This window comes from Akkermansiaceae bacterium, assembly GCA_024233115.1.
GTDB lineage: Bacteria > Verrucomicrobiota > Verrucomicrobiia > Verrucomicrobiales > Akkermansiaceae > Oceaniferula.
Window position 1 is genome coordinate 542,150 of record JACKQB010000004.1, and the last position, 12,428, is coordinate 554,577.

Here is a 12,428-nt window from a genome sequence, read left to right on the forward strand (position 1 = left end):
ACCCAATTTGTAACGGCCCATGCTGCTGTATCATGCCCGGTTCACGGCTCGGGGATCGATTCCACCGCCGACCTGATTGCCGCGGTCATCTTCGCCGTGTCACCCAGTCGAACCAAGGATTCTGAGCCGATGGAGCTGCCCGGACGGCACATCACCTTTTGGCCACGACCAGCCAGAAACACCCTGACGATGAGAGCTGAGCGCAATATCGGATGGATCGCACCCAGAAATTCAAACCAGGGCGGGTTTTTGCCAAAAAAGCGCACCGGCAGCACCGGCACACCTGTTTTCGCCGCAAGCCGGGCCACGTGGTCAGTCCATTCCGGATCGGCAACCCGACCAAGATCACGCCTCCACCTCGATACGGCGCCCGCAGGAAAGACGACCAGTATACCACCTGAGCGCAATAAGGACAGCGACTGTTTCATCGCCCCTCGGTTTGATTGGGTGGCTCCCGTTTCCCCAAGAATTTCCAGAGGTATCGTCCACTTTTCTGTGCCCGGTAGTTCCGCCGTGATCGCATTCGCCAGGACACGGGTATCCGGTCGCTTCCGGGCGCATAACCCGGTAAGCGCAATCGCGTCTGCACCGCCAAAGGGGTGGTTTGCCACGACGATGGCGGCGCCTGACGACGGTATCCGGTCGACAAGGTCGCCGTAATCCATGGTCATAGCAACCTCTTCCAAGGCTGCCAGAAACACATTGGTGCAGCCCTCGGTCTGTTTTTGCTCGGCGCGCTCAAATATCTGATAGGCTTGTTGCACGCCCAACACCCGGTTGAGCGCGTCTTTGAGAGAACCGCGCCAGCCGGAACGGTTCAAGGATGGAAAGACATACCCGACATCCATGGAGCGTCGAGCTGCGCTGTCTTGTGTATCGTGCGTGTCGTCTGGGTTCAGCTGGCTCACAGCCAGAGGTTATGAACGGTCTTTTCATAATCAAGAAGATACGCACTCACCTCTTTACCTCGTTCCCCGCCCACGTCATAATCCGGTTATGGAAATACCCGAATGCACAACGCACGAAGAGGTGATGTTTTTCGATACCGACTGCGCTGGTGTCGTGCACAACATCGCCTACCTCAGGATGGTTGAAACCTGTCGCACCCGCCTCGGCGCCAAGATGGGGATGGACTTTGCAAGTATGGAAAAAAGCCAACTCTATCCGGTTGTCCTGCGCACCGAGATTGATTACCGCCGGCCTGCCAAGTTGGGCGACAAGCTGGTGATCCATGGCCGCCTGGAAAAGCTCGAGCGTGTCCGCTTCTGGTGTTCCTTCGTGATGACCCGCGAAGGGGATGACACAGCACTCATCACATGCCGGCAATCCCTGGCCATGGTGCTTATGGATCAAGACAAGGTCGGAAAACCACAACGTCTGCCCGAAGACTGGCATCACCGCTGGGACCAGATCCGTAACATCAGGGACTAAACGGCCCGTTTCAACGGCGGCCAGAGGCTACTCCCCGTTGGCTGTCGCCTGGATGTCAGTCAACGCATCAATGAAGTCCGCAAGTATTTCCGCTGGCACCATGATCGTGTCGCGATTACCAGAAACCTCTTCCGTGATCTTTACCACTTTACCCCGTGCATTTTCCTTGAGGTCGAGATAGAAGGTTTTGCGGTCGGCGAGTATTTTCTCAGTGTGTAACAAATCATCGTTCTTCATAATGTCCTCGTGGTAGTGTGGATGCACACATCACTCCATACCTGGGCGCATTGGTCAAGCCGCGAGTCATAAAACCCTACCATGCATAGAAACAATGTCTCAACAACTCCGATCAGGATCAGGTTTGTCACTTATTCACGGTGTTTATGAATTCTTATTTTATAAACCCAGTAAATTCTTCTTCTTCTCCATGTGAATAATCTTGAAAACGACGTGTTTCACGTGATGTCAACAGGTGTTCCACGGGAATAATAAACTGCGAATTACCACCGAAGCCATCCCGATGACCTAAGCTATTTTAGAAACCCGAAGAAGTAGGCAACAGGCGCCCCACAACTTATCCACAATGCGCGGCCGCTTGTTCACAGCTCGAATCCACAGACCGCAAGCAACCTAGAGACCACCATGCCAGAGAGGAAAATCGACGACCAATGGATGCAGCTCGCCATTGACGAGGCACGCAAAGGTATTGGCCTGACATCTCCCAACCCCCCGGTTGGAGCTGTGATTGTCAAGGGTGATACGTTGTTGGGAAAGGGCTGGCACACCAGGGCGGGAAGACCACATGCAGAGCGTGAAGCCATCGCCAACGCGCTCAGTCAACACCCGGTCGATGAGATTCACGGTGCCACCATCTACGTCACCCTCGAGCCCTGCTCAAGCCATGGACGAACCCCACCCTGCACCCAGGGTATCCTTGATGCCGGTATCAAACGCGTTGTCTATGGAGCCGAAGACCCGAATCCAGACCACTCGGGCCGGGCAAAACAACTCCTCGAACGGGAGGGTGTCCGGGTTACCTCCGGTATCTGTGAAACGGATTGTCAGTCGCTGATCAGGCCGTTTTCAAAACGACAACGCACAGGGCTGCCGTGGGTACTCATAAAGTCGGCCATCAGCCTGGATGGCCGGATCACCCGCCCGCCGGGTGAGGGTCAATGGCTCAGCTCACCGGAATCACGGGCTGTGGTGCAAAAACTTCGCCACCAGTCGGACGCGATTATCACGGGCGGGAACACACTACGCCGCGACAACCCCGCACTCACCGTCAGGACTAACAGCCTGCCACTCAAAGAGCAACCCTGGCGTATGGTCATCACCCGCGGCTCCAGCTCAAGCCTACCTAACAACCTGCAACTATTTACGGATGCACATGCACACCGCACCCTGGTACAGGAACAGGGTGACCTGCGGGCTGCGCTACTAACACTCGTCGATAAAGGATGTAACTCGGTGCTCGTCGAGGCCGGAGGCACGCTGATGGCGGCGTTTCTCAGCGCGGGTCTGGTAGACGAAGTCGCCATCTTCTACGCGCCCATGATCACCGGTGGCCCCGACAGCGGATTTGCCGGTATCCCATGTGGGACCAAACTACGAAACCAGACATTCACCCGCATCGGCGATGATATCCTGCTCAATGCTTTTGTGTGTTGATGCTCAATTATAATATCCCCTCGCTCTTATACTTGCCGTGTGGGATAAATTTCGCCATCATACCCACCAATCAACCCAACATATTATGTTCAAACGCATCGGCAACCTTATCAAGGGCTTCTTCGGCCTGTTCATCGGCGGTATCGAAAAACGCAACCCGGAAGCGCTTCTGGATGTGGAAAAAGAGAACCTTCGCAAGCAGATCTCCGAGTTTAACAAAGGCCTCGCCACCCACGCCGCCCTGGTCGAAAAACTGATCTCCCAAACAAACAAACTCGACAAGGAGGAAAAGGAACTGCGCGCCAAGACCACCGCCAACCTCAAGGCGGGTAATCGCAAGGTCGCTGGCGAGTATGCCATGAAGCTGCAAACCGTGGATAAAGAACACGATGAAATGCTCTCTCAACTCGAGGCCGCCGAGCAGCGATACAAGGAGCTGGTCAAGGCCCGCGACGTCAGCGTCAAGACCGCGAAAAAGAAAATCGAGGAACTCTCGCGTAATATCGACGATATGAAGGTGCAAAAAGCCATGGCCGAACTCAACGAAATGGCGTCCGGTATGATCTCGGAAATCGGCGGCTCGGGGGATACCCTCAATCGTCTTGAGGAAATGGTCGACGACGAGCGCAACAAAGCCGCAGGCCGCGCCCGCGTTGCCAGGGACAGCATCAATATGGACGATATCAATATGCAGGTCGCCGAAGAGGACGCCCTCGCAGAAATGGCACTCGCCGACTTCGCAGCTGCCGAAGGCATTGAACTCGAGAAAACCGGGACTACCCCCGAGCAGGCACCAAAATCAGAAACCACCAAAGGCACCATGGGGCCGGAGGTGACGGAGTGATCCAGGCGTCCATGGACGCTAGCCGGCTAAACTTGTGGGTGCAATGGTTTTAAAAATATGAAACCTTTTGTGCGCCGCCTATTGAAAGCATCGCCCAAGCTCCCTGATATTGCCGAATTGCACGGGTCTCAGATCCCGTGATACTCCTGCAGGGTCGTTACCGTCAGCTCTTTTTCCTGGAGTGAGCGGATCGCCAGGATTGATGCCTCGGCAGCTGATAGATTGGTGCAGTGGGAGATTTTATTGGCGACGGCCCCCGACCGGATGGTAATCTCATCAGCCCGGGCCTCGTGGCCACTCGGTGTGTTGATGATAAAGTTGATCTCCCCGTTTTTCATCATGTCGAGGACGTTCGGGCGTTTTTGCTCGGCAAGTTTGTAGAGGCGTTTGACCTCGACGCCCTCCGCCTTGAAGCGTTTGTAGGTGCCGCCGGTTGCATAGATGGTGAATCCGAGTTCGGCCAGGTTTTGCGCGATCGGCACGGCGCGGTCCTTATCACGGTCGTTGACCGAGAAAAACACATTACCACCCGTGGGAAGCGGGTTGAATGCGCTGATCTGGGCTTTGGCGTAGGCCATACCCAGATCCTGGTCGATACCCATCACCTCACCGGTGGACTTCATTTCGGGTCCCAACACGATATCGATACCGGGGAAACGTGGCCAGGGGAACACCGCTTCCTTCACGCAGTGGTGACCGGGCAGGATTTCCTCTGTAAACCCGAGTTCCTTCAGGGTCTTGCCGACCATGATCTTGGCGGCGAGCTTGGCCAGTGGGACACCGATCGATTTTGACACAAAGGGCACGGTCCTTGAGGCACGCGGGTTGACTTCGATCACATACAACTCCTCATCTTTAACAGCAAACTGAATATTCATCAGGCCGCGCACATTCAATTCGCGCGCCAGATCCTTGGCCGCCCTGAGTATCCGGGCCTGGATGTCGTCTGATAATGAGAACGCCGGAATCACACAGGCCGAGTCACCGGAGTGGATACCCGCTTGCTCAATGTGCTGCATGATGGCACCCACCACAGAGGTTTCACCATCCGAGATACAATCAACGTCAACCTCGGTAGCATTTTCCAGAAAGCGGTCGACCAGCACCGGCCGATCCGGGGATACATCCACCGCCTCGTTCATGTAGTGTGTCAGGTCCTCGTTATTATAGACAATCATCATGGCCCGGCCACCTAGGACGAATGACGGCCTAACAAGTACGGGGTAACCGATTCTTTCGGCTACCACAAGCGCCTCTTCAGCACTAACAGCTGTGCCGGCTTCGGCTTGTTGCAAACCAATACGGTCGAGGAGCGCGGAAAAATGTTTTCTATCCTCGGCCAGCTCAATCGATTCCGGTGAGGTGCCGATGATCGGTACGCCATGACGCTTGAGGTCGGCCGCCAGATTGAGAGGTGTCTGGCCACCAAACTGGACGATGACGCCATCGGGTTTTTCCTGGTCGCAGATGTTCAACACATCCTCCAAGGTAAGTGGTTCAAAGTAGAGTTTGTCACTGGTGTCGTAGTCGGTGGAAACCGTCTCCGGGTTGGAGTTCACCATGATTGTTTCATAGCCGAGTTCTTTGAGGGCAAACGCAGCGTGCACACAGCAGTAGTCGAATTCAATGCCTTGGCCGATCCTGTTAGGACCACCGCCTAGGATGACTATTTTTTTCTGGTCTGTCTCACGGGCTTCGTTTTCATCACCATAGGTTGAGTAATAATACGGGGTGTGCGCCTCGAATTCGGCGGCACAGGTATCGACCAGCCGATACGTTGGAATAACCCCTGCGGCTTTGCGCTCCGCACGCACATCGTCCTGGGATGTGCCGCGTGCATACGCAATCTGATAGTCTGAGAAACCAAGGCGCTTCGCCTTACGAAGATCCATGGTGGCCAGGTTGTTACCCTCGTCCACAATCTGTTTCAGGTGCTCCAGGAACCAGCGGTCGATGGCGGTGGCGTCAAATATTTCCTCGACACTCCAGCCTTTTTCGAAGGCGGTTTTCAGCCAGAATATACGCTCGGCATTCGGGACATGGAGCTTGCGCTCGATCTCTTCGTGTGAGGGGTCTGGCTTGCCTTTTCCATCGAAACCAAAACCAAACCTTCCGGTCTCTAGCGACCGCAGTGCCTTTTGCATCGATTCCTTGAAGGTGCGGCCTATCGCCATCGCTTCACCCACCGCCTTCATCTGTGTTGTTAGCACTGGGTCAGCTGTCGGGAACTTTTCAAAGGTAAACCTTGGTAACTTGGTTACGACGTAATCAATGGTCGGCTCGAAGGATGCAGGCGTTTCCCTGGTGATGTCGTTAGGCAGCTCGTCAAGGGTGTATCCGACTGCAAGTTTGGCCGCGATTTTAGCAATCGGGAATCCGGTCGCCTTCGACGCGAGGGCCGAGGAGCGGGACACCCGGGGGTTCATCTCAATGACGATACAACGTCCGTCTTCCGGGTTTACCGAGAACTGGATGTTAGAACCGCCGGTTTCCACGCCAATTTCACGTATACACGCAAAGGAGGCGTCACGCATGATTTGATACTCGCGGTCTGTTAGTGTCTGTGCCGGTGCGACGGTAATCGAGTCTCCGGTATGCACTCCCATTGGGTCGAGGTTTTCGATGGAGCAGATCACGACACAGTTGTCAGCACAGTCGCGCATGACCTCCATTTCATATTCCTTCCATCCTAACAGGCTTTCCTCGATCAAGACTTCATCCACGGGTGATAGGTCGATACCGCGTGCCACGATGGTTTCAAACTCTTCTTTGTTATAGGCGATACCGCCGCCGGATCCACCGAGCGTAAACGCGGGCCGGATAATTTGTGGGAAAGCACCAATCTCTTTGCTGATGATGCGGGCGTCCTCCATGTTGTGGGCGACACCGCTTTGCGGCAAATCGAGGCCGATCTTCAGCATGGCTTCCTTAAAACGAAGTCTGTCTTCACCCTTGTCAATGGCGTCGGCGTTGGCTCCGATCATCCTGACGTTATATTTCTCAAGGACACCTGATTTATAGAGGTCCATCGACGTGTTGAGTGCGGTTTGACCACCGAGTGTCGGCAGCAGTGCATCCGGCTTTTCCCGCGCTATGATTTTTTCCACCACTGCGGGTGTAATCGGCTCGATGTAGGTGCGCGGAGCAAATTCCGGGTCGGTCATGATCGTTGCCGGATTGGAATTGACCAGTATGACCTCGTAACCCTCTTCACGTAAGGCTTTACACGCCTGGACACCTGAGTAGTCGAACTCACATCCTTGTCCAATCACGATCGGGCCGGAGCCGATCACCAGAATTTTTTTGATACTTTCGTCTTTGGGCATCGGGTAGTGCTAAATTTGAAGGATTTAGGCCGACTTTGCCCAACTTGTAAAGCACTGCCCACAACTAATGGCATCTTTTTGGGCGGGACGCGTGCATTTGTCCGAATCCTTACATGATCGTTAAATAATTCTGACCACTTTTTTGAATATTCGCCACCATTGCAACCGGGTGGTTGATAAAATCGCTGTGCGAACACTTCGATCGTATGACCCACTTGAGCTACGGCAGCTTATTCAGCGACCTTGTAAACGGGTCTGAGTCCGGCACTTGATTTCAATGCGGCAGCGATGTGGGAGATACGTGGCGGTGCGTCGGCCTGTTCGATGACCAGGCGCAGGGCGTCCGCTTTCATTTTGCCGGGCAGGTCGATTTTCAGCGCGTGGCCGATGTTCTTGCCGCGGTGAATAGTCGTCCACTTGCCCTCGGAGCACGCTTCGATCTTGAATTCACGTACGTGGAAGAGGTGTTTCTTGGAGAAGATGTCCCTCTTGTCTCCGGGGTGCAGCGGTTGCGGGATGGATTTTTCATGCAGGATGATTTGGTCAAATTCGATGGCTTCCTTGCAGGTGAGCTCCAGCGTGGGGGTGCGGCTGTTGGCCTCCCAGTAGGTTTGCACACTGCTGTCGACAGCATTTGACGCTGGGTTTTCATTTTTCGGCGCACCGTCATCGATGGCACGTGCCCGGGATGTCCACAGTTGGTTCCGGGGTTCGGTGGGGAGCGGGCCGCCGTTGACGATACCGAGTCGCTCCGCCAGTTCGATGGCGCGGCGTGCCTCGTGGTCGAGAATCAACCCGTCCTGGCCGGGTGGGATGTTGAGCACCAGGGTGCCGTCGCCACGGGTGCACCAGTAGAACATCTGCTCCAGTTCATCGAGCCCGCGCACCGGACGGATGCCCTCTTTTTGGAACCAGTTCCAGTTTTCCGACAGGCAGATGGTGTGCTCGAAGGGTAGTCTCCTGAGTTGGCCGGCTGGGTCCTTGTGCCAGCGGAACAACTGCGGATCGTCCCAGCGGGCGATCTCCGGGTCCTTGAGGCGGAAATCGACCGGCCAGAAACGGATCGGGTCCTCTTTCTGAAAGTCATCGGTGTGGTGTCTGGCGGTCGGTTTGCCAGGTGGGTGCAGGGTGAAGTTCACCGAGATGGCGCAGTTAGGCTGGAGGGATTTCACCAGTTTGCTCAGCGCGGGGATGTCCCAGTCGTTGTTGCCCTTGTCCCAGCCGCCGTCGAGCCAGAGTTCGCAGATCGGGCCGTAGTTGCTCATCAACTGCTCGAGATGGGCGCGCATGTATTTCTGATAGACGGTGGGGTCGGGGTCGCGGTAGCTGGGGGCGTGGCGGTCCCACAGCGAGTAGTAGATGCCGAGCTCCAGGCCGTGTTTTTTACAGGCTTTGGCGACTTCGGCGACGACGTCCGTTTTCACCGGCGAGGAGGCGACGTCGTAGTCGTTGTCCTTGCTGTCCCAAAGGCAGAAGCCGTCGATGTGTTTGGTCACCAGCACGATGTAGCGGAAGCCGGCCTGCTTGGCGATTTTCACCCACTGCCCGGGGTCCAGCTTGGTCGGGTTGTAACTGGAAATAGGCAGTTTGCCGTCGCTCCACTCGACCTGGTTGAAGGTGTTGATACCAAAGTGGATGAACATGCCGTAGCCACGGTTGCGCTGGGCAATCTGCACCTCGGTGAGCGGTTCTACGGTGTGTGGCTGGGCGATGGGTTCCGGCTCTGCATATACGGCACCGGCTGAGAGTGAGGCGGTTAATAGCAGTGGCGCGCTGACCACGCGTTTGGTGTATTTAATCAGGAGAAATCTCATTGCGGCCAGTCAAACACACAGACGCCATGGGTAACGAGCTTATTTTTCATCACTAACATACATTCTCCCCTTTGTCTGATAAAGCAGTCGACCAACCATGCACGACGCCATGGGCTTCGGGCTAAGCATGCCGTAATGACTTCGTGTTCGCAGGGTTATTTCACCACCACCACCGCTCCGGGCCTGACCAGGGTCGGTATTCTTGCGGCGTCCCAGTTCGCCAACCGAATACAACCCGCACTCTGTGCCCTACCGATGGTTCTCGGGTTGTCCGTGCCGTGGATTCCAATACCGGACTTTGTGAGGCCGTTCCAGATGACCCCGACCGGGTTGTTAGGGCCGGGGGGGATACTCAGGTATTCCTTCCCGCGCACCCCGGTTTCGAGGAGCTTCTTGTCATAACGCCACTCCGGAAGCTCAACGCTGTTTTTCAAATTCCAGAATCCCTTCGGGATAAAACGGACCTGTCCCGGTGTGATCGGGAAACTGGCCACCAATACTGGCTTGGCTACAGTCAGTTTGACAGGTGCAACACGCGTCACCTCGCCACCTGTTTGCTCCGGTTCTTTGGGCAGGACAAGCTGGTAGACATAGACTTGCCGGGTATGGGTATCCACCACGATGTGCCGCGCACTCAGGTGCTCGTCTGCCTTGTGGGACCGGCCAACTTTGAGGTCTTCTATTTTAAATGGATTGATGTTGGGCACTTTCAGCACACTGCGTGCCTTTGCATTCCTCACCACGCTTGCCCCGTTTAACTCTACTAACAGATCCACCGACGTGTGGTATCTTTCAGCCATAAACTCAGCCACACTCCGGTACGGCATCGATTTTCTTGTCGCCTGCAACGCCTTTTTTGTTGGCAGGGTGGCATCGACATATTGGTCGACACTACTCGGAATGATAGCCGTCGCATAGGTCTGGGTTACCGCTTTGACCGACTCTTCAACGACTCGGACGTCATCCTTTTCCCTTCCCAGTCCCGTGTTGTAATTCTCGATGGCCAATTTTGTAAATTGACCCGGTTTTCCGTCGATGAAGCCCGGCCCGAAATTCTTCTGATCGAGAAAAATCTGTAACCTCACCGCCTCCTCACCCCCTTTGGGAAGTTCGACGGCTTTCTCCTCGCTGCCAACCACAGGGGCACTTTCACCCCTATCCTCCATTTTGGCACCAGTGCCTGGCTCGGGGTCGGTGTGCTTCCCTTCGGCTTCCCTCTTAGGATCGCTGGCCTGATCAACGGGCGCAGCGGGTGTGATGGGTTGCTCCGCCATGGCAGACACACAACCTAACAACACTAACAGATAATTCCATGCTTTCATCATTTTACTAATAGACACCGTCGCCAGATACAATGCCACATGATTTAGTAAATGCGAATATTAAGATAGTATGAAAATCACATTTTATAAGACTCCAGTTTTCCAGCAATACTGGCCGGAACGACAGCCCTCACCAGGATATCATTCCCATCGTATTCAGTATCCAGCACCTTGGCATCACGGTAGAGCAGACCGGAGACATCACCACGGCTTTGTGGAATCCTGTATGTCTCCGTGCGCACCCGGTCAGCAAGCATGGCACTACACTTTTTCAGCAGCTCGTCCATTCCCTGGCCCGATAATGCACTCACGGAAATGGTGTTTGGAAACGACACCTCTAGCCCGGCTAGCTTCACCGGGTCATTCAGGACATCTATTTTGTTAAGCACTGTGATCACCGGCTTATCTCCGGCCCCAAGCTCATGGAGGACTTCCACCGTGGTTGCATAAAATTTCTCCACCTCAGGCGAAGAGGCATCAAGCACGTGGATGATAAAATCCGCCAGCACCGACTCCTCAAGTGTCGCCTTAAACGCCTCCACCAGTCTGTGCGGCAGGTTTCTAACAAAACCAACCGTGTCCGTCAGCAGTAGCGGTTGCCCGTCGGGTAGCTCGATCGCCCTCGTCGTCGTGTCCAGCGTGGCAAACAGCATATCCTTTGCCATGACCTCGGAGTCCGACAGCTGGTTCAGCAAGGTCGATTTCCCGGCGTTGGTATATCCGGCAATCGCGGCACATGGCGTCCCCTGTTTTTCCCGCTCCTTGCGTCTGGTGTTCCGCTGTTTTCTGACTTCTGCGAGTTCGCGTTTGCATTGGTCAATCCGGGTCCTGGCCAATCGCCGGTCCACCTCGATTTGTTGCTCACCCATACCCCGTGACGCCCCGCCCCCACCTTTGCCGCCGCCCGCTCCGCCACCTTCACGGTCCAGGTGCCCCCACATCCGGGCAAGCCTCGGCAACGAATACTGCATCCTCGCCAGGTCCACCTGTAACCTGGCCTCCCTCGTTTGCGCCCGCTTTGAAAATATATCCAGTATCACTTCCTCACGATCAATCACACAGATATTCGCCAGCTCCTCCCAGTTTCTCTGCTGGGACGGCAAAAACATGTTATCAAAGACTATACAGTCACACTCATGTGCCCTGGCCAGCGCCACCATTTCCTCCGCCTTGCCCGTTCCACATAGAAATCGCTTGTGCAGGGATCTGGTAAAAACAAGACACGATTCCACAACACCTATCCCCAGTGTGGCGACCAGCTCACCCAATTCCTCCAAAAGCGATACCGCCTCCTCTTCCTCGCGTCGGTCCGAACAAATACGGATCAACAACGCGCGCTCAACCATTTCCGGTTTGTCCCTAACCTCAAACATATACCCACATCCATGCCCTATCCCATACCAATGTGCAAGCCCTAGCGCATCCCCCCGGGCCGCTTTTTCACCATCGGCGTCAGCCGCCCCCTTCTTTGGTATTTGTATTTTTAAACTTGGAGTTTCACCCCCTTGGAGTTTCACGGCCATCGTAGCACCGCGCCATAGGTGGGCTTTAAAACTTAACCTTCCCCCTTCCTCCTCACCGGCACAATCAATGCGGGAATCTCAGCCTTCCTCACACACCCCTCGGCCACGCTACCAAGTAGCAAACTTCCCAGAAAACCATGTCCATGTGAACCCAGCACAAGCATGTCCGCACCGATCTCCTTGGCATACTCCAGTATCGAGTGCAATGGCTGACCCTGTAAAACCATCGTCTCCACACCCTCCACTCCAAGCTCGGTTGCCATTTTCTTCAACTTGATCTCACCCCGCGAAACAGATTCCTCCTGAATCTCGTGCATGGCAGGAAAATCATCAGGTGAAAAACCATACGCCGCATACGTCGGCTCGGCCTCAACCACATGAACGAGGTGAAGCTTTTCATTCAACGCAACAGCCAGCCGTGCCGCCGCCTCAAGGATGGGTTTGCTGGCATCGGAAAAATCAATCGCAGCCACAATCTTTTTCATAGCGATACAATC

The 12,428-nt window shown here is 55.0% G+C and carries 10 protein-coding genes; 3 read left to right on the top strand and 7 right to left on the bottom strand.

Annotated features, from left to right (window positions below; all coding sequences use genetic code 11):
- Window positions 1–41 precede the first annotated feature (41 nt).
- On the bottom strand, window positions 42–908 hold the full coding sequence (locus tag H7A51_13290) for a 1-acyl-sn-glycerol-3-phosphate acyltransferase (protein MCP5537188.1): 867 nt from the start codon (window positions 906–908) through the stop codon (window positions 42–44).
- A 124-nt stretch (window positions 909–1,032) separates the two neighbouring features.
- Between H7A51_13290 and H7A51_13295 the strand changes: the two genes are divergently transcribed.
- Window positions 1,033–1,431 (top strand): acyl-CoA thioesterase, encoded by a 399-nt coding sequence (locus H7A51_13295; GenBank protein MCP5537189.1) that lies wholly within the window; start codon window positions 1,033–1,035, stop codon window positions 1,429–1,431.
- 27 nt (window positions 1,432–1,458) lie between these two features.
- Here the strand turns inward: H7A51_13295 and H7A51_13300 are convergent, their stop codons facing one another.
- Window positions 1,459–1,668 (bottom strand): RNA-binding protein, encoded by a 210-nt coding sequence (locus H7A51_13300; GenBank protein MCP5537190.1) that lies wholly within the window; start codon window positions 1,666–1,668, stop codon window positions 1,459–1,461.
- A gap of 405 nt (window positions 1,669–2,073) precedes the next feature.
- Here H7A51_13300 and ribD point away from each other — a divergent pair, with 405 nt between their 5' ends.
- Window positions 2,074–3,102: a bifunctional diaminohydroxyphosphoribosylaminopyrimidine deaminase/5-amino-6-(5-phosphoribosylamino)uracil reductase RibD gene (gene ribD, locus H7A51_13305; protein MCP5537191.1), complete on the top strand. Its 1,029-nt coding sequence runs from the start codon at window positions 2,074–2,076 to the stop codon at window positions 3,100–3,102.
- Window positions 3,103–3,187: 85 nt separating this feature from the next.
- On the top strand, window positions 3,188–3,946 hold the full coding sequence (locus H7A51_13310; GenBank protein ID MCP5537192.1) for a PspA/IM30 family protein: 759 nt from the start codon (window positions 3,188–3,190) through the stop codon (window positions 3,944–3,946).
- A 128-nt stretch (window positions 3,947–4,074) separates the two neighbouring features.
- Here the strand turns inward: H7A51_13310 and carB are convergent, their stop codons facing one another.
- The 5 genes from carB to H7A51_13335 form a co-directional block, all read right to left on the bottom strand.
- Window positions 4,075–7,272: a carbamoyl-phosphate synthase large subunit gene (gene carB / locus H7A51_13315; GenBank protein ID MCP5537193.1), complete on the bottom strand. Its 3,198-nt coding sequence runs from the start codon at window positions 7,270–7,272 to the stop codon at window positions 4,075–4,077.
- Window positions 7,273–7,502: 230 nt separating this feature from the next.
- Window positions 7,503–9,086 (bottom strand): alpha-L-fucosidase, encoded by a 1,584-nt coding sequence (locus H7A51_13320; protein ID MCP5537194.1) that lies wholly within the window; start codon window positions 9,084–9,086, stop codon window positions 7,503–7,505.
- Between the two features lie 155 nt (window positions 9,087–9,241).
- Complete coding sequence (locus H7A51_13325) at window positions 9,242–10,411, bottom strand: L,D-transpeptidase (GenBank protein MCP5537195.1); 1,170 nt, start codon at window positions 10,409–10,411, stop codon at window positions 9,242–9,244.
- Window positions 10,412–10,485: 74 nt separating this feature from the next.
- Window positions 10,486–11,781 carry a GTPase HflX gene (gene hflX, locus H7A51_13330; GenBank protein ID MCP5537196.1) on the bottom strand — a complete coding sequence of 432 codons (1,296 nt, stop codon included), beginning with the start codon at window positions 11,779–11,781 and terminating at the stop codon, window positions 10,486–10,488.
- A gap of 182 nt (window positions 11,782–11,963) precedes the next feature.
- Window positions 11,964–12,416: a universal stress protein gene (locus H7A51_13335; protein ID MCP5537197.1), complete on the bottom strand. Its 453-nt coding sequence runs from the start codon at window positions 12,414–12,416 to the stop codon at window positions 11,964–11,966.
- Between the last annotated feature and the right edge of the window lie 12 nt (window positions 12,417–12,428).